General features: G+C 38.3%; 20 protein-coding genes. 18 read left to right on the top strand and 2 right to left on the bottom strand.

Features of this window, described 5'->3' with window-relative positions:
* Positions 1 to 25 precede the first annotated feature (25 nt).
* From QE450_RS01740 to QE450_RS01770, 7 genes are all read left to right on the top strand, one after another.
* A complete protein-coding gene (locus QE450_RS01740) occupies positions 26 to 1174 on the top strand; it encodes a hypothetical protein (protein ID WP_307296330.1) in 1149 nt (382 codons plus the stop codon).
* The gene (locus tag QE450_RS01745; protein WP_307296333.1) at positions 1171 to 2151 is read left to right on the top strand and encodes an ABC transporter ATP-binding protein; all 981 of its coding nucleotides are present in this window, start codon (positions 1171 to 1173) and stop codon (positions 2149 to 2151) included. Before QE450_RS01740 ends, QE450_RS01745 begins: the two co-directional genes overlap by 4 nt.
* Entirely contained in the window at positions 2151 to 3020 is an 870-nt protein-coding gene (locus tag QE450_RS01750; RefSeq protein ID WP_273615145.1) for an ABC transporter permease subunit, read from the top strand. The genes QE450_RS01745 and QE450_RS01750 overlap by 1 nt, the downstream gene beginning before the upstream one ends.
* A gap of 157 nt (positions 3021 to 3177) precedes the next feature.
* Positions 3178 to 3621: an OsmC family protein gene (locus QE450_RS01755; RefSeq protein ID WP_273615146.1), complete on the top strand. Its 444-nt coding sequence runs from the start codon at positions 3178 to 3180 to the stop codon at positions 3619 to 3621.
* 39 nt (positions 3622 to 3660) lie between these two features.
* On the top strand, positions 3661 to 4119 hold the full coding sequence (locus QE450_RS01760) for a cupin domain-containing protein (protein ID WP_204825371.1): 459 nt from the start codon (positions 3661 to 3663) through the stop codon (positions 4117 to 4119).
* 11 nt (positions 4120 to 4130) lie between these two features.
* Positions 4131 to 4433, top strand: coding sequence for a hypothetical protein (locus QE450_RS01765; RefSeq protein ID WP_307296339.1), 303 nt, complete (start codon positions 4131 to 4133; stop codon positions 4431 to 4433).
* 299 nt (positions 4434 to 4732) lie between these two features.
* Positions 4733 to 6469: a sensor histidine kinase gene (locus QE450_RS01770; RefSeq protein ID WP_273615148.1), complete on the top strand. Its 1737-nt coding sequence runs from the start codon at positions 4733 to 4735 to the stop codon at positions 6467 to 6469.
* Between the two features lie 147 nt (positions 6470 to 6616).
* On the opposite strand, the gene QE450_RS01775 is transcribed toward QE450_RS01770, so the two are convergent.
* Together QE450_RS01775 and QE450_RS01780 are read right to left on the bottom strand one after the other, a co-directional pair.
* The gene (locus QE450_RS01775; protein ID WP_307296342.1) at positions 6617 to 7819 is read right to left on the bottom strand and encodes an acyltransferase; all 1203 of its coding nucleotides are present in this window, start codon (positions 7817 to 7819) and stop codon (positions 6617 to 6619) included.
* 168 nt (positions 7820 to 7987) lie between these two features.
* Entirely contained in the window at positions 7988 to 8713 is a 726-nt protein-coding gene (locus QE450_RS01780) for a GH12 family glycosyl hydrolase domain-containing protein (protein WP_420540660.1), read from the bottom strand.
* Between the two features lie 335 nt (positions 8714 to 9048).
* Here QE450_RS01780 and QE450_RS01785 point away from each other — a divergent pair, with 335 nt between their 5' ends.
* The 11 genes from QE450_RS01785 to QE450_RS01835 all read left to right on the top strand — a co-directional run bounded on the left by QE450_RS01785 (position 9049) and on the right by QE450_RS01835 (position 22802).
* A complete protein-coding gene (locus tag QE450_RS01785; protein WP_273615151.1) occupies positions 9049 to 9198 on the top strand; it encodes a hypothetical protein in 150 nt (49 codons plus the stop codon).
* 989 nt (positions 9199 to 10187) lie between these two features.
* Positions 10188 to 10994, top strand: a complete 807-nt coding sequence (locus QE450_RS01790) for a nucleotidyltransferase domain-containing protein (protein WP_307296347.1) — start codon at positions 10188 to 10190, stop codon at positions 10992 to 10994.
* A gap of 73 nt (positions 10995 to 11067) precedes the next feature.
* Positions 11068 to 12501 (top strand): RtcB family protein, encoded by a 1434-nt coding sequence (locus QE450_RS01795; RefSeq protein ID WP_204825365.1) that lies wholly within the window; start codon positions 11068 to 11070, stop codon positions 12499 to 12501.
* A complete protein-coding gene (locus QE450_RS01800) occupies positions 12502 to 13830 on the top strand; it encodes an AAA family ATPase (protein WP_273615154.1) in 1329 nt (442 codons plus the stop codon). It abuts the gene before it with no gap.
* A 391-nt stretch (positions 13831 to 14221) separates the two neighbouring features.
* Positions 14222 to 15388 (top strand): pectate lyase family protein, encoded by a 1167-nt coding sequence (locus QE450_RS01805; RefSeq protein ID WP_307296350.1) that lies wholly within the window; start codon positions 14222 to 14224, stop codon positions 15386 to 15388.
* A gap of 302 nt (positions 15389 to 15690) precedes the next feature.
* Positions 15691 to 16608 carry an ABC transporter permease gene (locus QE450_RS01810; RefSeq protein ID WP_307296354.1) on the top strand — a complete coding sequence of 306 codons (918 nt, stop codon included), beginning with the start codon at positions 15691 to 15693 and terminating at the stop codon, positions 16606 to 16608.
* 39 nt (positions 16609 to 16647) lie between these two features.
* Positions 16648 to 17595: a carbohydrate ABC transporter permease gene (locus QE450_RS01815; protein WP_301261722.1), complete on the top strand. Its 948-nt coding sequence runs from the start codon at positions 16648 to 16650 to the stop codon at positions 17593 to 17595.
* Between the two features lie 67 nt (positions 17596 to 17662).
* Positions 17663 to 19252, top strand: a complete 1590-nt coding sequence (locus tag QE450_RS01820; RefSeq protein WP_307296356.1) for an extracellular solute-binding protein — start codon at positions 17663 to 17665, stop codon at positions 19250 to 19252.
* Positions 19253 to 19368: 116 nt separating this feature from the next.
* On the top strand, positions 19369 to 20340 hold the full coding sequence (locus QE450_RS01825) for a LacI family DNA-binding transcriptional regulator (protein ID WP_301261720.1): 972 nt from the start codon (positions 19369 to 19371) through the stop codon (positions 20338 to 20340).
* A gap of 16 nt (positions 20341 to 20356) precedes the next feature.
* On the top strand, positions 20357 to 21394 hold the full coding sequence (locus tag QE450_RS01830) for a pectinesterase family protein (protein ID WP_307296364.1): 1038 nt from the start codon (positions 20357 to 20359) through the stop codon (positions 21392 to 21394).
* Between the two features lie 361 nt (positions 21395 to 21755).
* Complete coding sequence (locus QE450_RS01835; RefSeq protein WP_274170740.1) at positions 21756 to 22802, top strand: BMP family lipoprotein; 1047 nt, start codon at positions 21756 to 21758, stop codon at positions 22800 to 22802.
* Positions 22803 to 22828: the final 26 nt, after the last annotated feature.

Below are 22828 nucleotides of genomic sequence, written 5' to 3' on the forward strand. Positions count from 1 at the left end.
ATAAAGAGCAAAAGGAGGAATAGACGTGAGCAAGTTTCCACAAGATCCTAATAACATTCAGCCTACAGAGCCAGCAGATTCATCCAATGCCACAGATGAAGCATGGGCAAAATTAAAAAGTCAGCTTGTTAATGAAACGCCACATTCTAACTGGGAAAAATGGGCTAATGAACCGCATTTATTTCAAATCAATGATCCATCATCACAACCACAACAATCTCAAAGGAGTGTAATTGCTATGAAAAAATCTAATGAAGAACAATCGCATACTTCATCAACAGAAACAGAACCAACCGTTAAGCGTCGTCGTAAAATGAGTTCCGCTCGCAAAAGATGGACAACAGGTATTGCTGCTTGTGTAGTTGCTGGAGCAGTAATCGCTACTCCATTTGGCAACAATGCGATGGCTGCCTTATTGGATCAATTTCGTGTACAGAACTTAACAGCTGTAGATAGTCAGCAATTGTCTGACATGTTCGATCAATACAGAGGTGACGCTGAATTTGATGAACAAGAAAATCGATTTGGAATATTTAGTTCGACGTATGGCAATATAGAAGGAGACTTTAGTCCTTCCAAAGCAGCAGAGTTATTAAATTACACATTAGTTAAAGAAGCTGCCCAAGATAATAAAGAAACGGTAAATGTACAAAGTTCAAGAACAAGGACATTAATTATGAATATAGATGAGGTTAACAAAGCGATCCAAAGTCTAGGCGGAAAAGAATTGTTACCTCAATCCCTTAACAATACTCCGATAAGTATACATTTCCCGGAAAGCATTTATTACACGATGTTTAAAGGTGAAAATGTAGCATCTTTGACTCAAACTAAAGTTCCAACAGTCCAATTTGATGCTTCTGTTTCGACAGATGAAGTATTTAAAGCGATTGCTGATCTGCCATTCTTGCCACAATCGCTTAAAGACGAATTGCAAAGTGATAAAGTTATTAACGGTTCACTGCCATTACCTGTTGAATCAGGAGGTAAAACGGAACGTCTGACTATCGCAGGAGAACCTGTTTTGATCTCATTCTATAAAGTTAATGATGATGGAATAACTTATAGTGCAACATGGCTTCACAATGGAGAATTGTTTACATTTGATGGTGGGAGTGCCTATACCACATACGAATCATTTACAAAAGAAATCGAGAAGTTGATTCAATCATGAGTACAGTGGCGATCGATATTCAGCAGTTAACAAAAGAATATGATAATGGTCGTGGTTGTCGCAATGTAACGATTAGTGTGGGAGAAGGGGAAGCCTTTGGCTTCCTCGGTCCCAATGGCGCAGGGAAAAGTACACTGGTCAAAATGTTAGTTGGATTAACAGCACCCACTTCGGGAAGTGCTACATTATTTGGTGATCCTATTGGTTCTTTAGAAGCCAAGCGACATATCGGTTATCTACCTGAGCTGTATCGTTATCAAGAATGGTTAACCGGTGAAGAAGTTGTTCGGTTGCATAGTCGTCTGTGTGGAATGGATCAGAGTACAATTAAGCCGCGAATCAAGCAATTGTTAGATCAAGTAGGTATTGGTAAGCGTGGAACAGACAGAGTCAAACATTATTCTAAAGGAATGCAACAACGTCTAGGGATGGCTTGCGCATTAGTCAATGATCCACCTATTTTATTTCTCGATGAACCATCTTCAGCTTTAGATCCGATTGGACGCTTAGAAGTACGTGAACTGCTTAAAAATTTAAAAAATGAAGGTAAAACGATCTTTTTAAATTCTCATTTGTTAGAAGAAGTAGAAAGTCTATGTGAACGCATAGCGCTACTGAATAATGGACAGATTTTGCGTCATGGACAAGTCAGTCAGGTCTTGTATACTCAGACCAAATGGAGATTCAAAGTGGGTGGATTCACACCGGAGATTCTACCGTGGTTAAGCGAGACTAGCGGTATTTCGATAGAGCGATATGCTACACCAACGATATCATCTGCTACCTCTATATTGCCTGTAGGACAAGAGACCGTCTGGTTAGAAGCAACGATAGATAATGAAGAGCAGATTGGTTGGTTGAATACATTAATCGTGAATCAAGGAATGACCTTATACAATGTAGAACCGGTCAAAGAAAAATTAGAAGAATGGTTTATGGATGCCGTATCCGGGCTAAGTCACAGGGGGGAGCAATAATGACAACAGTGATTGGTATGACCTGGAAAGAATTATTACGTAAAAAAGTGCTAATGATGACGCTGATTATGACAGTGTTATTTATTGTTGTTTTCTCATTTATCGCTCAAATCTTAGGTAAATCATCAGATGGCATTCCCAACCATGATTTAATTGCTCAATTTATGAATGGAGCTTCTATTTTGACATTAGGTTTCTTTTTCGGAAGTTTTATTTTAGCTTTTTTAATTATTTTTAGTTCGTTTTCTTCGATCTCTGGAGAAGCCGAAGTGAGTATGATGCAAGCGATGTTAACTCGCCCCATTTTGCGTTGGAAATGGTATGTAGGGCGCTGGTTAGGGTATACGTTATTTGGTATCATCTATGCTTTATTTTTGTATATTTCAATTGTTATTATTGCAAATATCTTTGCGACTGTACCGCAGACTTTGATTGTACATATACAATCGTTTTTATTATTTGCACTGACTGTACCTGTTCTAGTCACCGTTACTTTTTTGGGAGCCACCTTTTTTTCGGCATTGGGAAATGGTGTATTTATGACCATGTTATATGGAGCAGGTTGGTTAGGCGGTATGGTAGAGAAATTATCTAGTAGCCTTGACATGAAGCCAGAAGTGGCACGTTCTCTCTACAATATTACAGGCATGATTTCATTAGCGATGCCTGCAGATGCTATTCAACGTAAAATGTTAGCTGTTTTGTTAAATGTAGAACAGTTGACAGGTATGTTTAATATTGATGAGCAAATGAGAGGTCGTATGGGGGTAGGGCAAGTTCCTTCAACAGCTTTTATTATCTATACTTTAATCTACACGATTATTTTATTTTTCTGGGGAATGCGTCGCTTTTATAAAAAAGATTTTTAAACGATATGACAGACGATTCTATTGCTTACAGAGCGTTCTTCTATACGCAATTACGCGTTTAGCAAGAACGTTTTTATTTTGGAAATGATACTAACCATAGAATATGGTAAAATGTTCAAGATGAAATGTGTAAGTAGAGCAAGGAGATGAATGTATTATGAAACACCAATTTGTATTGGATGCTAATTGGCAGGGTGGACGTAATAGCGAAGGAACGATCGAGTCAGGCAATCTCAAAACAGCGATCTCCATTCCGCAACCTATGGGCGGACCAGGTATAGGTACTAATCCTGATGAGATGTTGTTAGGAGCAGCCGCAACTTGTTATATTATTACACTTGCAGCGATGCTTGAACGTTCCAATATTACTGTTGCACGTCTGACGATGAAGTCTGAAGGTATTGTAGATGTGACCAATAATATTTTTACGTACGAACAATTGATTCATCGACCTGAAATTGTACTAAGCGCCGAATCGGCCGATCAAGTTGAAAAAGCCACTGTACTTGCACACAAAGCAGAGCAGTCTTGTATGATCTCACGTGCGATTGCTGGTAATGTGACGATCACGACTCAACCGTTAATTAGTATTGCTGACTAAGTAAACACTCCAAACTCTGAGGAAAGAAGGTCATGATACATGGGAACCAAATTACCTTTATCACCGTTAGTTAAATTGCTAGATATGAATGAACACCGCGAAGGCGGTTGGTATAAAGAAATGTGGAAAGCTTCTTTTGAAATTCCAAAAGATATTTTACCAGAACAATATTCAGGACCGCGTTTCTCAGCAACATCGATCTATTTTATACTGCATGGTGATGAAATCTCCGATTGGCATGTTGTTCACTCTGATGAGTTGTGGTTGATTCATTCCGGTAGCCCGCTAGAATTAACGCTAGGTGGTAAAGGCGATCAACCGGTAGAAGGCAAAAAAATGATTTTGGGTATGGATATCGAAGCTGGACAGACACCACAAGTATTGATTCCAGCAGGAGAATGGCAAATGGCTAGACCACTTGGTAATGATCCTGTATTTGTATCATGTGTGGTTGCACCGGGATTCCATTACGATGATTTCAAATTGATTGAACGCTAGGACCAAATGAGATGAAATGGTATACGTTTGGACAAATGATCGCTAGTATTCGTGTGGGTCAAAAAGCCAGTACTATGGATGAAGCACGTATTATCATGCGTACAACCAAAGGCATCATTTGGTTCAATGGTAGAGAGCAAGGACAATATGTCCAAATCAAAGATTATTTATTTTCCGACTTATGGCATATATACGAAAATGAAGAAGGATTGATTTCTTCTTCCGAGCGTGAGCAGTATGAACAGCATGAATATGAAATGATCGAAAATCAATACATGGAATGGTGGACTGAACGTAAACAGTCCTTAAAGTAAGCTATTTCTATAAATTGTATAGTCTAGTTATCCCAAAAAAGGTCCTGAATAGCATTTACAGTGCTGACAGGACCTTTATTTATAGATTTATTCAGTCCGCTACGTTACAATAAATAAAGGTATCTTTTCCATAAATTAATAGTCCGGTTTTGTGGAAATAAGGTGTAGTCCTATGCGGTTCATGGTATGATACTAAAAAAAGAATCGAATTTTGTCGATATTCGGGCATTTAGATTTTTAATACGGCTAAAAGGCATGGAGCAAGTGCGGCTGATATAGATGGGGGTTAATTTCCTAAAATGAAACAACGTAAGAGCCTGGTACCCAAACCTTTTCCGGTGACTGTATATATTTTGGCTGTTATGACAGTTGTGTTGATTATTGTGAATACTACCTATTATGTAACAACACGAAAAGCATTGATTTCGGTCCAAGAACAAAATATGCGTGCAATCACTGATCAGATTAGATCATCTATCAAATTATCTCAAAGTGGAGAAGCTTTTGTAGAGGACTTGATAGGCGAGAACCTGAGAATGGCAGCTCAAGCTGCACAGTCTAAGATTGGGTCAGACATGAATGAAGTTACCAATCAACAACTTGCTGAAGTGAGCAAAGAAGTAGGTGTAGATCGGATTACACTGTTAGCTCCTTCAGGTAATAATATTGTTCCTATACGTTCTTCAGACCCTAATGAATTATCGGTGAAAGAAGAATGGCGAGCAGATTGGCTTAAAGCGGTTCAAGAATTGCTTGCTCGCAAAACGCCTACTGTTGATATTGGACAGAAGCTACCTGATTATTGGGGAGCGCCTATGATCTCCAAAGTAGATAATGCTAACTCTGCTGGTGAAAAGTGGGGTTATTACTACGATGGCAAAACGAATTATGTGATAAATGTCTATACGAATGATAAGTCTGTGCGAGAATTTCAAGAAAAAACAGGCGTAGAAGCGATTATTCGTGAAATTCTGAATGGTGAGCGTAGTCGTCAGACATTAGGGATTGCTATTTTTAATCCGCCTATCTTTCTCGATCAAGCGAATCAATTCAATTCGCATGGTGTGATCTGGTACTCTGATAATGAGACATTGTATAACGATTACTCTTATAAGAGTGCTACTGACAAAACAAATATTAAGCAAGTTAATAAATCAGGGAATACCATATCTATTACAGATGAATTTGATAATGTCCCTGTGCTCAAAACATTTATACCGGTAGAGTTAACGTATCCTGCTATTATAACGGTCGTATCGGATTTGACAGAAGTTCAGCAGACACTTAATGAACAATTGATCCGATTAACACTGACGATTTCTGCTTGTTCAATCGCTATTATTGCGTTGGTATTGGGATTGATCACTATTCTGAATCGTCGCACCGAAGCTGCAGCGCAAAGTGTGCAAAATGTCTATTTGGAAAATATAGACGCACTCTTTAACTCGATCAAAGAACAACGTCATGATTTCAACAACCATGTGAATACGATTCAATTATTGGTGAAAATGAAAAAATATGACGACTTATCGACGTATACCGCTGAACTGGTAGGCGAATCGATTGCAATGAATCAGATTATCAATATCAATCTGCCTGCATTGTCTGCATTGATTCAAGCCAAAACCACACAAGCGTATGACCGTCGAATCAAGTTCGAATATGATATCAGTAATCTCAAATCGGTTCAATTTGGGACAGTGAAATCGACAGAACTGGTTAAGATTGTTAGTAATCTAATTGATAATGCTTTTGATGCTGTGAGCGAAACCGACAAACCGGATAAAATGGTCAAAGTGACCGGACGTGTTCGCGGAGAACAGTTAACCTTCACAGTTGGAAATAATGGCAATCCGATTCCCGAAAAATTAAAACAACAAATTTTCGAAGCAGGATTCAGTACCAAGCCACTTAACCGCAAAAATTCAGGGTTAGGTCTGGCGATAGTACAGAAAATTTTGTCCAAACATCGGGGTATTATTCGGGTTGAAAGTGATGAAGAATGGACAGAGTTCTCTGTTCGTTTACCACTTTAATTCTAAAGTATGCCATGCAAGACATGGATCAAGTGAATATTTATAATCATGCTTTATATGTTCGTAACATATGGGATAAGCTGATAACAGTACAAATAAAACCGCTACATTCTCTGTCACAAGAGAACATAGCGGTTTTATTTATTTTTAAGAATCTTGAGGCAGTGTGGATTGCGGTCTGGAAGCATGAGTGCGTATCGAATGTTTCCCTTTTTTGCCTGCTGATCCGGTTAACCATTGTCCTCCCGGTAAGCGAGAGAGTCCGCTGGTTAGTGCGATAGCTGTAGGAGCTACAATCATAAAGGTAAGGATTGTGAGCACAAGATTCAGTCCAGGCGCTGTGATCTGGCGGGTAAAGTAAGACACGCCCATCAATATTAGGGCATGAGACAGATAACCACCAAAGGAGTAACGTCCACACCACTGAAGAAAGCGAACCATTACACCTTTTCGTTCTACAAGGTACAAAGCTAATCCGTACATCAACAGCATATGACTCACGACTGCCAAAAAGGTAGTCGGCTTGAGATATGTCGATACATTTAGATTAATAGCTACAGGATCAAAGCGTAACAGATCATAACCTAACCAGATATACATAATCAAAAACGATATAGCCGTCCAGGGCAGTATTTTGATGATCATCGCTCTCCAACGCTGAATTGCAGAACCACAGATTCCACCCAGTACAAAATAAAAAAAGTAAAAGATAAATTCGCTAGTACGATGATCTAAAATAATTTTCCAGATCCCCTGTACATTCCACGTAGGCATAGCATAATAACATAACCACATTAACCATCCATAGATGATTCCGATGACGATTAACATAATAACGATATGTCGCCTTTGCTCGTGTGGTGAGCGATTTTCCAATAATCGTGTTTGAAATTGCTTACCAAGCCAGCGGAAAAGCGGAAATAACAGATAAAATTGAAAAATCATAATCACAAACCAAAGATGATATCCATTGGTAGGTGCGAATAATTGCTGTACAATATCTTGCAAACTATCTGCTCGAAGCAATGGGGCGTTAAATATCCACTGCATGACGATCCAATAAATGATTGTCCATACAACAAAAGGAATATAGATATCGCCAATCCGTCTAAAGATAACCGAACGGTATTTGCGTCCATCTCCATATTGATAAAATAAAATAGCTCCGGCTAAAAAGACAAACGTTAACGTACCAAATCGTGTAAAATGATAAAGCATACCTAACATTATCGAATCAGCTTGTATACTGCCACTTCGATAAATATATTCACCAATCGAATGTTGCATCACGACCGCCAAAAAGGCAAACCCACGTAGCAATGCCCATTCATTGATCCGTTCTCTAGACATATATTCACCTCAATCATCCATAACCATTCTTTACACTAGTAAAGCAGTATATCAGACAATTGTTAATAGAAGATGAATTATATTTGTTTTATTATCAACAGATGTCGACTAAAAAAAGACCTTCCTTGAAAGAAAAGGAAGGTCTTTGAAGTATATGGTAAAAGAATGTTATTGTACCGCTACATTCCATTTCGAAAAATTAATTTGACCATCACCACCGAATATTTCTGTACCAAATTCAACACTACTTACATATTTCGTATTTGCCATCCATTTTTTGCTGTTCACTAGATAATCGGTAAAGTTTTTCACATTCAATGAAGCACTAGAGACATTAGAAGTACGTACAAAAGAGAATACATTCCATCCTTTACCATTACCAGCATCAAGCCAACCTTTGTGTACTTTCCAGCTACTGCCGCCGATCGTGACCGTCTCAACATAAGAACCAAGTGGCCCTGCATTCGTATTATTCAACCAGATCATTACTTCATCGGTAGGGGTAGAATCCCAACTAGCTTTGTTCGTATTGTGGAACCAGATATCATAAGCCGCGTTGTACGTTCCGTCTGCTTTGATAGAATACGCTACATTGGTATTGATATTTTTATTGTCGGAAAGTCGAGTAGGAAAACCACTACCCGGTGTATATCCTTCTGTCCAATGCCATCCGCTAACAAGCGATGGATACGCTTTGACAGAAGATGTAGTGCTTGGCCAGTGCCATACCCAGCCTAGATCGGTATCACTGTTATGATAGACTGTTTGCCACCATCCTTGAACTGTATCCTGACCCCACACATTGTTAAATACATAGTACTTATTGTTAGCAAAATTGAGCTTATCATAGGCTGTAGATGAGGAAGCGGCTGAAGCCTGAAGCGGTAAAACCATAACCAACGACAATACAACCGTGAATACCAAAAAACGAGACCTTAGACGATGACGAATCCATTGAGTAACCATAAATGTCCTCCTTGAATAATGGGATTAGTGTGCTGTACACTGACCCGATTATACCAGTCATTTTATGGAATTATAACCATTTCTGACTATAATGATATGTCATATAAATATGTTGAAATGCGTTATTTTTGCACCAAAATAGGTCTTTATATAACCCTGAAAAGCTTGTGTCTATAGACCTATTTTCCAAATATGGAATTGACAATGTCAAAATATACCGAGTATGATGGCTATATTATAAACAAGGAAGGAGGTTGAAGGACATGATTTTACGCAACGATATGAATATTCAGAACCCGTATCAGCCGGATCAGCATATTGATCTAGGATTACAAGATGAACGTAATATCAACTGCTGCTTGAAAACTTCATACACTTGCTTCATGTTCTTCAATCTCTTACGGACGACATAAACTGCAATACGGAAATAAAAGCTTAGTTTATATTGGAACAGTTACTTTATACATAATTGTGTATATTCAATGCTAACTAGCTAAATAATTTCCAGTTCAATCTGTGCCATGATCAAATTAGGCACCGAATTAAATATGCAGGGTTTATTGGATAGCAAATAGTGCCGTTACACCTATTTGCCTCATAAACCACCAGCCGCAGACCGTATACAGGGGTCCGCGGCTTTTTTATGTCTTTAACATCCATAAAGTTTATAAAAAGGATTTTAATACCTTTTTCTAATCAGTGTAAATCACTAAGTACAACATATTAATGTAACCCAAATAAATCAAAATCATAAAATAAAACCATTTCAATATTGAATACGTCTTACTAATGAAATATATCTTTAACAGACATATTCAATTCAAATGAACCTTTTCAACATATAGAACTAATAGCTATAGACGATAACTATAAATCGAATAACAAGCTTAAAATGTACTATTCCATATCAGCAAATAAATTAAAAATAAGATCGTCAAAAAATATCATAAGCAAGAAATTATAGAACAAGCAATTATAAAAAAAGGATATCTGTAGCTCACTGATATTCATCAAACACAACACTAATATCCAAACACCAAGCATCAATAAAAGTGAAAAGATAAAACACAAATACAAATCACAAAATCAAAATAACCAACCATCAAAGCAGTAATCTAATTGCTGCATCTCCTCCAAAAGGAGAAAATAAATAACGCTCTAACTCATCGTTTTTATCGAAAAGGAAAAGTACCACCCAGCACAGAGCGAAAGAAATAAAATGGATTCTGAAAGAGCGCAGCGCTCGCATTTGAAATGGAATCCCGACTGCTTGCAGTCTTATCAAGGGATTCCGTTTCAACAGCGACGACAAGAACCATTTTATTTCTGTAGCGGTCTCTAATCCAAAAAAACGTAAAGTGAATTTTCACCCATCCCCTTCATATGAAAGGAGTGATCGATCATGCCCGTTACTCAAGCCATGACTTCTATCATTCAGACTGAATTAAAACGTATTGAACAAGAACAACAAGTTCGTATTTTATATGCTTGCGAATCCGGTAGTCGCGCATGGGGATTTCCTTCTCAAGATAGCGACTATGATGTGCGCTTTATTTATGTTCATCCTCCAGAATGGTATTTGTCGATTTTCAACAGGCGCGACGTTATCGAATACCCAATTAATGAGCAGTTAGATATTAACGGTTGGGACTTGCGTAAAGCATTGAATTTGTTCCGCAAATCCAATCCACCATTGTTGGAATGGTTGCATTCCCCTATTCTATATGCTGAAAATGGTTCACTTGCTGAGCGAATTCGAAACGTATCACCAAACCATTTTTCTCCTCGTTCGTGCATGTATCATTACCTGCATATGGCGAAAGGGAACTTCCGTGGTTACTTGCAAGGCGATACCGTCAAAATCAAAAAGTATTTTTACGTTTTGCGTCCGATACTGGCTTGTCTGTGGATCGATGAAAAAGGAACGATGCCACCGGTAAGCTTTGATGAGTTGATTGATGAAATGTTGCCACCGGGGCAACTTCGTAGTGATATCGATCAATTATTAGCTCGTAAAAAAGCAGGCGAAGAATTACATTTAGAACAACAGATTCCATCGATCCAGAACTTTTTAACGGATATGATCGATATTTTAGAACAACAAGTCGTGCATATGCCTACTTCTGAACAACTGCAAGATGAGCTATTAGATCAGTTGTTTCGGGAAACACTGCAATATGCGTATCCAAACGAAGTTTCGCTTTTGTAAGCAGACTCGTTTACAATAATAAAGAAGCCTCTCTAAACATAGAGGGGCTGAATTGAAAGAGGTTTTACCGATTATGAGTACTCCAATATCATCTTCTTATATTCATGAAGTAAAACTTCCTGCGGGAAGTGTACATGTCTATGCCAATCCAGAATTATTTGCAGGATTGGATTATAAAGTATTTAATATGGCTAATAATAATTTACAAATCCCGGGTATTCAGTATATGGGATATACACCTGATGTGCATGTGGGCATCGGTACATGTATTGGCACAACTGCAGTCTGGGATGCAAGTGCTGGTTATGTATCGCCTTCGATTGTAGGTAGCGATATCGGCTGTGGTATGCGTGTTCATCTAACGAATTTGCATCGGGATGATCTACAAGATGTAAAATTACGTCGTAAATTAGTCAAAGCTATCGAAAAATATTTACCGATGGAATCCCAGCAACGAGGACATTTTGCAGATTTACGATTAGAACATGTCGTACGCAAAGGATTACATGGTCTGCCGGGAAAATATGTACCGGATAGCTATACACCCAAAAAATCGACATCGCTGACTCATGTAGAAGAAAGCCGTTTTTCTTTTGATGAAGAAGTTTTAAATGGTGTTCGAGATCAGACATGGGGTAGAGCACATCGTCAACTAGGCACACTTGGTGGTGGCAATCACTTTGCGGAGATTCAGGCGCTTGAAATTGATGAAGAAAACCGTCATATCGCTGAAGCATGGGGCATGAGTGACGGACAAATTGTTGTGATGATTCATTCTGGCTCACGTTCATGGGGCGGAAGTGTTAGTCAGGAAAGCAATCGTGTGATGCTTTCTCAGATGCAACGATTGGGATTAGGAACAGCTGATCCTAGACTGGCTTTTCTACCTTTATCTCATCCTGAAGGTCAGTATTATGTGAATATGATGTATTCGGCGCTGAACTATGCTACAGTGAATCGTCATCTGATCGCTTATAGTATTCGTGAAGCGTTCCGTGATGTATTCGGTCGTTCCTGTGAAATGCGTACATTGTATGATCTAATGCACAATTATGCGTGGGCAGAAGAGCGTGATGAAGGAGCTGTATTTATTCATCGTAAAGGAGCTACTCGCGCTCTTCCAGCCGGTCATGCAGGTAATCCGAAGCCTTATCTCGCTACAGGTCATCCCGCATTGATCCCAGGTTCGATGGGCACTTCATCGTATATTATGGTAGGTCAGCCCGGTGGATATGATAATTATTATTCGATCTGTCATGGTGCAGGACGTGCACGTTCTCGTTCAGCGACCAAAAAATTAGTGACTGTCGATCAATTTGCCAGTTCACTTCAAGTCGGTACAGCCGATGAGATCGTCGTTAATCAGCGTTCACTGGAATCGATATTAGATGAGTCACCACAAGCATATAAAGATGTAGATCAGATTATTGAAAGTGTTACAGGAGCAGGACTTGCTTCTGTAGTCGCTAAATGTAAGCCGCTTGCGGCAATCAAGGGGGCTAAATGAATGGATTCACTTTTTCAGACAAGTCATACTAACGTGGAACCGATCGATAGTGAAAACACTCCTGAAGCGATTGTGATTTATACAAAAGATGAACAGAAATTACCTACCGAATATGCAGATTATGCTCGGGTGATTAAAGGAATTGAAGAATCGTTAACAGCGCGTTATGGAGTGACTTATAAATTATATTCAAGCAGTGATCCGAATACCGAATATTGGGAATTACTTGACGAAGATTTGCGTCATAGTAGCACCGATGTAGAGCATGTTATTCGTATCTATGATCGCTTGGAAGAACGTACTTTTGTCTATGATGGAGATCGTACAGAACCTGATTATTGTGTACATCCTTCAGTGATGAATAATGTATTTGCGTATGCGCAAGCAGGTGTAGCATTAGCACGTATGCCGGTATTCCGTCCGCATGGAGTCAGCAGTGAAGATCTTGTTTTTGCAACAAGTGATGAATCGCTATTGAAATTTCTAGGGGATGTGCGTGTTCGTCAGCGGGAGCAAAGTTTGCGTCGTGTGACGGTGTTTACAGATACACGTCATGGCATCAATCGCCAAATGGAACCGGTGAGTCGCGCGGTTTCACGCGATGATGTGATTATGGCTCCAGAGATCAAACAAGATATTTATCGTTCGTTAGATCGCTTTTTTGCAGAAGATCGTTCTTTTTACAAAACGTATGATATTCCGTATAAACGTGGTATTTTACTATACGGGCATCCCGGTAATGGTAAAACAACACTGGTAAAATCGATTGCTGGTAGTGTACCGGGACCTGTCGCGTACTGGCAGATTACAGAGTATACAAGCAGTGAATCGATCGAAGAAGTGTTCGATGCGGCTGTGCGTATGACCCCGATGGTGCTTGTGATCGAAGATATCGATTCGATGCCCAAAGATGCACGTTCGTTCTTTTTGAATACATTGGATGGAGCGACTTCTAAAGAAGGTGTATTTTTGATCGGAACGACTAACTATCCTGAAAAAATCGATCCCGGTTTGATGAATCGTGCCGGACGTTTTGATCGCGCTTATGAGATTATTTTGCCTGATGAGAAATTAAGAGCAGAATTCTTTTATCGCAAACGTCTGCATGAATTTGCAGGAGACGATATAGTGCAGGAAACAGCCAAGTTAACAGAAGGATTTACTTTTGCTCAACTGGGCGAATTGTATATCTCGGCAGCATTGCATTGGCATGAAGATGGTCAATTGGATATGAAAGAATTGATTCAAGGACTTCGCGGTGAATTGGATAAAAGTCGCAAAGGCGTATGGCTTCATAATGGTGAAGGTCGCGTCGGTTTTCATTTCTAAGTAGCCTATGATAATCGTAATAACGTTCTCTAATGATCGTTTTATAAAAGGATTGGAAAAGTAGAGTTTTTTACTTTTCTAGTCCTTTTTTTGTGTGCTTAGCAAAAGTAATATATATGATTTACTACTAAATAGAAAAATATGAAATTTTCGGTATTCTTATATGTAATTATTGGATTAAATAATCTATTTCTTATTAGATGCAATATGAAAATAGAATCATAAAATACATCGTTAATCGTATATGGAATAAAAATACATAGAAATATATAATTGGATACATCGCAAAACAGTAACAAAAGATTGCGATAGAAAGGAGTATCGTTCAGTAAAAGGCTTGGGAATCTAGAGGGTATAGCGATCACAATATAATCATTCAGGAGGGTATACAATGACCAAAAGAAGTAAAGCATCTTTCGCAGGGATGACGATGTCTTTCCTTAGTGTAATCATGTTATCCACATTGTTGTTTCCAGGACTCACAATGAGTTATACACATGCAGCATCAACAGGTGGATATGCTACTACAACTGGTTCAAATGAAGCTGCTGTAACAGTAACGACACTTGCTGAATTGAAAAATGCCTTTAATGCAGGCAAACATCATATTGTGATCAAAGGCAATATTTATGGTGGAGCCAAACCATTAACACTTACGTTTGCTACAACCAATTGGAATAATACAACGATCGAAGGGGCAAGCGGTGGAGGAGCAGTATTACAAAATATTCAGTTAAAATTTAGTGGCGAAAATCTTCCAGCAGGAACAAATATCGAAAATGTAGTGATCAAAAATATTACGTTCTACGGAAATATCAAAGATTTGCAAAACCTAAGTGGAGCAGATACACAGCCTGGTGGGATAGGTACCAACTATTTGGGAGTCTCTTTCCGCCGTACAAGCAATATTTTGGTAGATCATGTCACTATGTATAATATCAGCGATGATCTATTTGTGATCTCGCAAGGTTCTGATTATGCGACTTTGTCAAACAGTCACTTTTATTTTACAGATAGCTGGTTAAAAATGAATCCTAATCCAATCTGGAACTGGGTAGGAAGCAATCAAGATTTGGCTTCTGAACGGTTGGCATTGATTATCGGCTCTAACAAAAATGATTCGTATACTTATGGTGGTGGCAAATTACATGTGACTATGCATCACAACTGGTTCGGGCCTAATCTAAAAGGACGTCCATTGTTACGTGGATATGTGCATATGTATGATAACTACTTTGATAACAGTACAACACCATCAGGCAATAATGCACAAGGTTATTCACAACAACAATATAATGCAGCACAGATCGGTAGTGGAGGTAATATTTTTTCGGAAAATAACTATTTTTACAAAACCAATAACAGCCATCAAATTGGTCTAGACAGTAATGGAGATGCTTATAAATTTTATGAACGCAACAATGTGTATAATGCAGTTACAGGAACATCGGCTACAGGAGCAGCATTTCCAGGTGGAACATCATTCCCGTATAGTTATTCGTTAGACCCGGCAGCCAATGTACCAAATCTGGTCCAAGCTAATGCAGGTCCTAAATAACAAGCAGGTAATGATAAGAGAATGATTGTCAAAAACAGAAGAGTCTGCTAGAATAAACAAAAATGAATGTAAGCGTATTCATAAATACTAAATTTACAACGTTGTAATTTTAAAAGAAAAAAGGATAATGTAAAATAAAAAGAATAATTGTACTGAATCTATTGCTTTTAAAATGAGAATATAGAACACAATCACTTTATATTTTGCTTATCCTTTTATTTTTATGTCAAAATTACAACGTTGTAATTAAGTAAACTATTCAAAGATATACCAATGAAAGTAGTGAAAGGAAGTGCTCTATAGTGGGTCAAAAAGCAATCTCATTTATGAAATTGGTCAAGCGGGATAAGTACTTGTTGATTATGTTTGCACCTGTTTTTGTGTATTATGTGATTTTTATGTATATTCCTATGCCCGGTGTACTGATTGCTTTCAAAAATTTTACGCCAGGACAGGGCATTTTCGGTGGAGACTGGGTAGGGTTACAATGGTTTGCTCAATTTGTTCACTCTATTTACTTCTGGCGGTTGTTACGCAATACGTTTTTACTCGCTTTTTTACCTCTACTTTTTGGATTCGGTATTCCTATTTTATTCGCGGTATGTATTGTTGAGATCAAAAATCAAGTGTTTAAACGATTTGCTCAAACGATTACGTATTTACCTCATTTTATATCTACAGTCGTCGTTGCCGGTATGTTAATCAATTTTTTATCCCCAGCTGATGGAATTGTGAATACATTGTTAGCAAGATTCGGTTTTGAAAAAGTGAATTTTATGATGGAAGCAGGTTGGTTTCGAACGATTTTTACCAGTTCTGAAATCTGGCAAAGTTTTGGGTTTAGCTCTATTATCTATATCGCTGCTATTATGAGCATCGATCCTGAAATGTATGATTCTGGCAAAATTGATGGTGTTAGCAAATTTCAAGAATTATGGCATCTGACATTACCAAGTATCAAGCCTACGATTGTTATTTTGTTGCTGTTATCTCTAGGTGGGATTATGAGTGTTGGGTTTGAAAAAGTATATCTACTCTACAATGGTGCAACCTATGAGACAGCAGACGTATTATCCACCTATGTGTATCGTATGGGTATAGAAGGACAAAATTATGGATTTGCGACAGCGGTCGGTTTGTTTAATTCTATCATTACATTTGTGCTTGTGTTCACAGTGAACCGGATAACAAGACGTATGACTAATATGTCTCTCTGGTAGTTTTGTACATGGTAGCCAGAGTACCTAAAGGAGACGCCCATGAAAAAATCTATGCTCGAAAGTCCGCATCGGTCGTATGTGAAGATCAACAGCGATACATTTACACCTAAAAAATCATTAAGCGATCGTACATTTTATGGATTGATTTATGTTATGACGATTGTGGCGATTATAGTGACTTTGTATCCATTCTTGTATGTACTGAGTATTTCATTTAGTTCTGTAGAAGCGATTGATCAGCAGAAAGTCATTTTATTTCCGGTAGGCTTTACATTGTCTGGTTACAAAATGGTGTTGCAGTATCAAGAGCTGTGGGTCTCCTTTTACAATACACTCTGGTATACGGTTGTAGGGACTGTACTCAATATTTTATTTACCTGTTTGGCGGCATTTCCTTTATCCAGACCTCGATTTTTTTTACGTCGCAAATTGAATTTTTTTATCGCGTTTACAATGTACTTTTCCGGTGGATTGATCCCTGTGTATATGTTAATTACTTCGTTAGGGTTATACAATACACGCTGGGCTATGGTGTTACCTGTACTGGTGATTACATTTAATGTGATGATCTGTCGATCTGCTTTTGAAGGCATACCGAATGAAATATTTGAGAGCGCTAACATTGATGGAGCAAACGATATTACGATGTTATTTAAATTAGCGATTCCGATCATTAAGCCTACACTGGCTGTATTGACACTATATTATGCAGTCTATCACTGGAATAACTTTTTCTCGGCTCTCCTATATCTGGGGCAACAGGATTTGCAACCGCTACAGATGTTTTTACGCAGAGTGTTAATTATGGCTTCGCCTGAAGTGATGCAGAAAATGGGCGGATCAATGTCTACCAGTGCATTAGCGGTATCTACATTGCAGGTACGTTATGTTTCTATTGTAGTGAGCATTTTGCCAATTGTAACAATCTATCCTTTTATTCAACGTTATTTTGTTAAAGGGATTACATTAGGTGCGGTAAAAGGATAAGTGGCTAGTGATATGCGAGATTCGATGGAATATGTGATTTGGGTATGATCATAAAGGGGGCAGCAGGATGAAAGCCAAAAAAGTAAGCAAACTGGTATTGGTCACAATGTTAGCAGCAAGTCTGGCAGGTTGTAACAGTGGAAGCAATGGACCACAGACAAGTGCAGCGGTCGAAGCGGAGCCGAACTTTACATATACAGGGAAAGGACCTGTGACAGCGATCAAAGATGCCGAATTGTCTGTACTTGCGACTAATGCCTGGACAACCAATGTGGATTTGGCTCATGCTAAGATCGTACAGCAAATTACAGATAATGCCGGTATTAAAGTGAATTGGGATCTGATTCCGCCTCAAAACTATGCTGATGCTGTCAACCCAAGACTTGCCGCAGGAGTAGACTTACCAGATATTATTTATATGCCTGATCAAGATCAATTAATGAAATATATCAATAGTGGTATTGTGATTCCGATCGATGAACTGTACGAAAAATACGGAGTGAATTTGAAAACAATCTATGAGCAATCTCCTGATGTCAAAGCCAGTCTAACTACGCCTAATGGTAAAATGTATTATGTACCTCAGCAGACACTTACCAAAAATTATATGCCTGTATTTATGGTTAATGAACGCTGGCTAAAAACTCTAGGTCTGCAAGAACCGACAACTCTGGATGAATTTACAGAGATGTTACGTCAATTCAAAACAAAAGATCCGAATCAAAATGGCAAAGCAGATGAGATTCCAATGTCGATGGAACCTAAGTTTTTAGAAATGGCATTTGGCCCTGTATTTGGATTAGATTTGTCGAATCAATTTTATGCAGATGATCAAGGAAAAGTGCATTTTAGTTATAATGAACCTGCTTACAAGCAATACTTAACCTATCTGAACAGTCTATACAAAGAAGGATTACTAGGTGTCGATTATGCAAGTACGACCAGCGATCAGGTGACTTCAAGAATTTCACAAAATGTAACCGGTGCTACGTTTAATTTTAGCTGGTATATGTCGATGGTCTATAGTCCATTATTTAAAGATTACAATCCAAAAGAACCTATATTCAAAGGAATTTTACCACTTAAAGGGCCGAATGGAGATCAATTTTATATTGGGCGTACGCCTGTCAGTGGAATTTTTGGAATTTCAAGAGATAGTAAAAATCCTGCATTAGCTTTTAAATTTCTAGACTATGCTGTTAGCGAAGAAGCACAGACGTATTACACCTGGGGTATCAAAGATGATACGTATACCGACAAAGATGGCAAAAAACAGTTTACAGCTAAAGGTCGAGATAACGATTATATCCAAAAGCTAGGGATTGGACCTGTGAATCTACCTAATATTCAATCAGCCGAATCTGCTGATGCATTAGTTCCCGCATGGCATTCGCAATTAGATAAAAAATTAGAAGCGTATATCCATGCTCCTTTTCCGTTTGTATATGCTCTTCCAGAAGAAGCGAGTACAGATAGTATGGCGATGCCTGATATTACTACGTATGTAGAAGAAATGAATTTCAAATTTGTCAGTGGTAGTCTGGGATTAGATCAATTCGATAATTATCTTAGTACTCTTAAAAGTATGAATATTGATCAAGTTATTGCTAACAAACAAGCTCAGTACGATCGCTATCTAGCAGCTCAGAAAAAATAATGTAATCTTATTTATAGGGTAGAGATTTGGGAAATATTTCATTCAACCTATATAATAGAAGAAGAACAAAGTATTGCCCATCTGCTCCTGATCGTTTACGAAAAAGAAGGTGTTATATGATTACTATTAAAGACATCGCTAAGCTAGCAGGAGTTAGCTATAGCACTGTGTCCAAAGCATTAAATCATGATCCACGTATCAAACACACGACACGTGAGAAAGTACTGGCTGTAGCGGAAAAGCATCATTATCGCAAAAATATTATGGCACAACAGTTATCTTCAGGTAGAAGTAATATTATCGGATTTGTACTGGATGAACTGAATAATCCGTTATTTGCTAACATATCCGGTAATCTTCATGCAGAATTAAAAAAATTAGGGTATCAAATGATTTTGGTAGTGGCTGATGAAGGTATGGATGTATTAGATCATTTACGAGTAGATGGATGTATTTTTTGGGATTATGAAATGACCGATCGAGCAGCATTCTGGCAACGATTTGCCAATATTCAAATTCCTTGTTTTGTACTAGGAACCGATGATTCACCTAATTCTCCGTATATCAAAATTGATCGTAAAGAAGGTATTTACAAAGCGGTAGAACATCTTAAAAACAATGGACATACAGAGATTGGATTTATCGGTAATTCTCAACCGATCAAGCTAGAAGGTTATCGTGAAGCATTACAACGTACAGGATTGAAATGGAATGAAGATTATATATTACCAGCATACTCTTCATGGGAAGATGGGTATTTTGCGATTCGGAATTATGAGTGGACTTCCACATCGCCGACAGCTTTTATCGGATTGAACAATATGGTCACACGTGGTGCTCTGCGTGCTTTGCTGGAGGCGGGCTATAAAGTACCGTCAGATATTTCGTTAATTGGTTATGATGATCTTCCTGATATGCAATATGCAGAAGTAGCGTTGACTACGATTGGACCACCATTAGATGAGCTAGCTATTCAAGCGGCTGAATTGATTGTGGCTTTAATTCGAGGAGAAGAGGTTCAATATCCTGTAATTATTCAGCCACAGTTATATCATCGTCAATCAGTTGCTTCATACAAAGCTACATAAGTGAGGAGGGTGAACTGTGCGGGATATTCCAGCTTCATTATTGGAAGTAACCGTTGCTTTGGATGGGAGCGGTGACTACACTAGCATCCAGCGTGCTATTGATGAGATACCACATCATCGTGAATATCCTACTGTTATATATATCCAGGCTGGAACGTATTACGAAAAACTTCATATTGAAAAGCCGTTTGTTCATTTGATCGGTGATCCTGATCAACCTACTGTTATTGTGTATGATGATTATGCACGCAAAACATTTCCTGACGGATCGCTCTATCATACTTTTTATTCCTATACTGTATTTGTAGGTAGTGATGATTTTAGAGCAGAACATCTATCTTTTATCAACAGCGCAGGTGCAGGCGAGCAAGTAGGGCAAGCTTTGGCGATGTATGTGGATAGTGATCGAGCTAGTTTTTATAACTGTCGGTTTATTGGACAGCAAGATACATTATTCACAGGTCCATTACCACCTCAGCCAATCGATCGTAGTACATTTGGTGGCCCGCGTGAAGGTGTACCTCGCCATTATCAACGGCAATATTATAAGCACTGTTATATAGAAGGAAATATTGATTTTATTTTCGGCTCAGCGACTGCTGTATTTGATGAGTGCGAGATTTTTGCTAGAAAGCGTGAAAGTCTGTCTACCTTATCTCAGGATGCGGAGGGTAGTCATGAGCCAGTGATACATGGCTGGTTAACAGCGGCTTCGACACCAGAAGAGGTGCAATACGGATATGTATTTTTGGATTGCCAGTTAACCGGTGATGCACCACCACATAGCTTTTATTTAGGTAGACCGTGGCGTAATTATGCTAAAGTGACATGGATCAGATGTCATATGGGAGCACATATTCATCCTACAGGTTGGGATAACTGGAATAAGCCTGAAGCACAATCGACGGTTGTATATCAAGAGTATAATAATGAGGGTGCAGGTGCTTCTATTAAAGATCGAGTATCGTGGAGTTACTTATTAGATAGTACAGAAGCAGAAGATTATACTGTCGAACATATTTTGGCAGGAGACGATGGTTGGGTACCCAAATAATTAGCAATTTATATTATGTATACTTGGCAGGAAAAGCACGACTTCATTTAATAAAACTATAATTTTTGCCAAGTCTAATCGCTTACAATGTATAACGTAAAGTCCTGAATGATAATATTCAGGACTTTTTTTCGATTGGATTTTAAGTGAATAACAAGCAAAAAGCCTTGTATAAAGGTGTTAACCATATTAAAGTAATATAAAAGTTTGAGCACGCATTTGACGCAATAAAAGAGCAATTTGTTATAAAATGATCGTTTATTCGTCATATTACCTAAAAAAGGTTTGACAAAAGGCGACAAATTTCTTAGGATTAGTGAAAACATACGTTAAATTTGGATGGAATGGGGAATAAAAAAGAATGAAGAAGCGTTTAATGTTCGTAATTACTATGGTTATGGTGTTCGCATTATTAGCAGCATGTAGTTCTGGTGGGTCTAATTCCGAACAATCAGCATCCAATGGTAGCAGTGCTGAAGGCACAGGTAAAAAGTTAAAAATGGCTCTTGTTCTTCCAGAAGAAATAGGGGTTAATCAGTTCTTCGTACAAATGGACGAAGGTTTCCAAAAAGCAGGTAAAGAGTTTGGTGTAGAGACAAAAACAATCCAATCTTCTGACCCGACAGCATTTGAACAAAATATGCGTGCAACAGTAGCCGAAGATTATGATCTGATTATTACTGCAACGTTCCAAGCTGAAGATGTGTTGAAGCAAGTTGCAGAAGAAAATCCAGACAAATCATTTGCCATTATTGATACAACGGTTGATCTTCCTAACGTACGTAGCGTAGGATTCCGTGAATATGAAGCTTCTTATTTATTAGGAGCAGCAGCAGGACTAGCGACCAAAACCAATGTTGTTGGTATGGTAGCGGCACAAGATGTACCTTTGCTTAAAAAATACAGTGAAGGCTTTAAAGAAGGATTAGCATCTGTGAATCCTAAAGCGAAATTTTTAATTGGTTATGTAGGTAGCTTTAACGATCCAGCTAAAGCGAAAGAATTAGCATTGGTACAATACGGTCAAGGTGCTGACTTTGTCGCAGGAGCATCAGCAACAAGTGATCTAGGTGTATTTGAAGCAGCAAAAGAGAAAAACTTGTACACATCCGGTCAAGATACAGATCGCACTGTAGAAGATCCAGATCATGTTGTATTGTCTCAATTAAAAGGTACAGATGCAGTTGCTTATGAGACTGTAAAAGACTTTGTAGATGGTAACTTCAAATTCGGTACCACAGCATATGGATTGAAAGAAAAAGGTGTAGGTCTTACTTTTGTAACCACAGACAGCACATCGAAGCTTAGTCCATTTATCGGAGAAGAAGTTGTGAATAAAGTGAAAAAAATCAGCGACGATATTATCGCTGGCAAAATCGTTGTCAAAAATCCGTTAGAACAAAAATAAGACATACAATTGATAAGCACGGCAAG

The sequence above is a fragment of the Paenibacillus sp. SORGH_AS_0306 genome, from assembly GCF_030819345.1.
GTDB lineage: Bacteria > Bacillota > Bacilli > Paenibacillales > Paenibacillaceae > Saccharibacillus > Saccharibacillus kyungheensis.

Coding starts and splice junctions, on each gene's coding strand:
- QE450_RS01745 (WP_307296333.1), top strand. CDS start 1,171: ATGAGTACAGTGGCGATCGATATTCAGCAGTTAACAAAAGAATATGAT.
- QE450_RS01750 (WP_273615145.1), top strand. CDS start 2,151: ATGACAACAGTGATTGGTATGACCTGGAAAGAATTATTACGTAAAAAA.
- QE450_RS01755 (WP_273615146.1), top strand. CDS start 3,178: ATGAAACACCAATTTGTATTGGATGCTAATTGGCAGGGTGGACGTAAT.
- QE450_RS01760 (WP_204825371.1), top strand. CDS start 3,661: ATGGGAACCAAATTACCTTTATCACCGTTAGTTAAATTGCTAGATATG.
- QE450_RS01765 (WP_307296339.1), top strand. CDS start 4,131: ATGAAATGGTATACGTTTGGACAAATGATCGCTAGTATTCGTGTGGGT.
- QE450_RS01770 (WP_273615148.1), top strand. CDS start 4,733: ATGAAACAACGTAAGAGCCTGGTACCCAAACCTTTTCCGGTGACTGTA.
- QE450_RS01775 (WP_307296342.1), bottom strand. CDS start 7,819: ATGTCTAGAGAACGGATCAATGAATGGGCATTGCTACGTGGGTTTGCC.
- QE450_RS01780 (WP_420540660.1), bottom strand. CDS start 8,713: ATGGTTTTACCGCTTCAGGCTTCAGCCGCTTCCTCATCTACAGCCTAT.
- QE450_RS01785 (WP_273615151.1), top strand. CDS start 9,049: ATGATTTTACGCAACGATATGAATATTCAGAACCCGTATCAGCCGGAT.
- QE450_RS01790 (WP_307296347.1), top strand. CDS start 10,188: ATGCCCGTTACTCAAGCCATGACTTCTATCATTCAGACTGAATTAAAA.
- QE450_RS01795 (WP_204825365.1), top strand. CDS start 11,068: ATGAGTACTCCAATATCATCTTCTTATATTCATGAAGTAAAACTTCCT.
- QE450_RS01800 (WP_273615154.1), top strand. CDS start 12,502: ATGGATTCACTTTTTCAGACAAGTCATACTAACGTGGAACCGATCGAT.
- QE450_RS01805 (WP_307296350.1), top strand. CDS start 14,222: ATGACCAAAAGAAGTAAAGCATCTTTCGCAGGGATGACGATGTCTTTC.
- QE450_RS01815 (WP_301261722.1), top strand. CDS start 16,648: ATGAAAAAATCTATGCTCGAAAGTCCGCATCGGTCGTATGTGAAGATC.
- QE450_RS01820 (WP_307296356.1), top strand. CDS start 17,663: ATGAAAGCCAAAAAAGTAAGCAAACTGGTATTGGTCACAATGTTAGCA.
- QE450_RS01825 (WP_301261720.1), top strand. CDS start 19,369: ATGATTACTATTAAAGACATCGCTAAGCTAGCAGGAGTTAGCTATAGC.
- QE450_RS01835 (WP_274170740.1), top strand. CDS start 21,756: ATGAAGAAGCGTTTAATGTTCGTAATTACTATGGTTATGGTGTTCGCA.